The organism is Aquibium pacificum, assembly GCF_040839445.1.
Lineage (GTDB): Bacteria > Pseudomonadota > Alphaproteobacteria > Rhizobiales > Rhizobiaceae > Aquibium > Aquibium pacificus.
The window spans coordinates 1-364 of record NZ_JBDPGJ010000036.1 but is presented as its reverse complement, the minus strand read 5'-3'; the positions used below and the strand labels follow the sequence as shown (position 1 = coordinate 364).

Below are 364 nucleotides of genomic sequence, written 5' to 3'. Positions count from 1 at the left end.
CAGGATTTAAAAACTGGAACGGTGAAGGCGACAGCAGTCGGTTGGAGCAAGCATCCCCCAAAGTTCTACAATGTGGCTGAGGACTTTGATTGTACATTTTTTTTCTTTTTTAAGTCATTCCAAGTACCCATGAGATGGCTACAGGAAGTCCCTCACCCTCCCAAAAGCCATCCCCATTCCCTAGAAGAGGATGGCTGAGTCCATGCCCTGAGTCCACACCGGGGAGGTGACAGCATTGCTTCTGTGTAAATTATGTACTGCAAAAATTTTTTTAAATCTTCCGCCTTAATACTTATTTTTTTTTTTTTTTTGAATGGTCAGCCATCGTGGCCCTTTTTTTTTTTTTTTTTTTTTTTGTCCCCCC

Annotated in this window: 1 protein-coding gene; it reads left to right on the top strand. The window is 42.0% G+C overall.

Features of this window, described 5'->3' with window-relative positions:
• A partial coding sequence (locus ABGN05_RS30055) for a hypothetical protein (RefSeq protein ID WP_367957722.1) occupies window positions 1-198 on the top strand: 198 nt, incomplete at its 5' end.
• Window positions 199-364 lie beyond the last annotated feature (166 nt).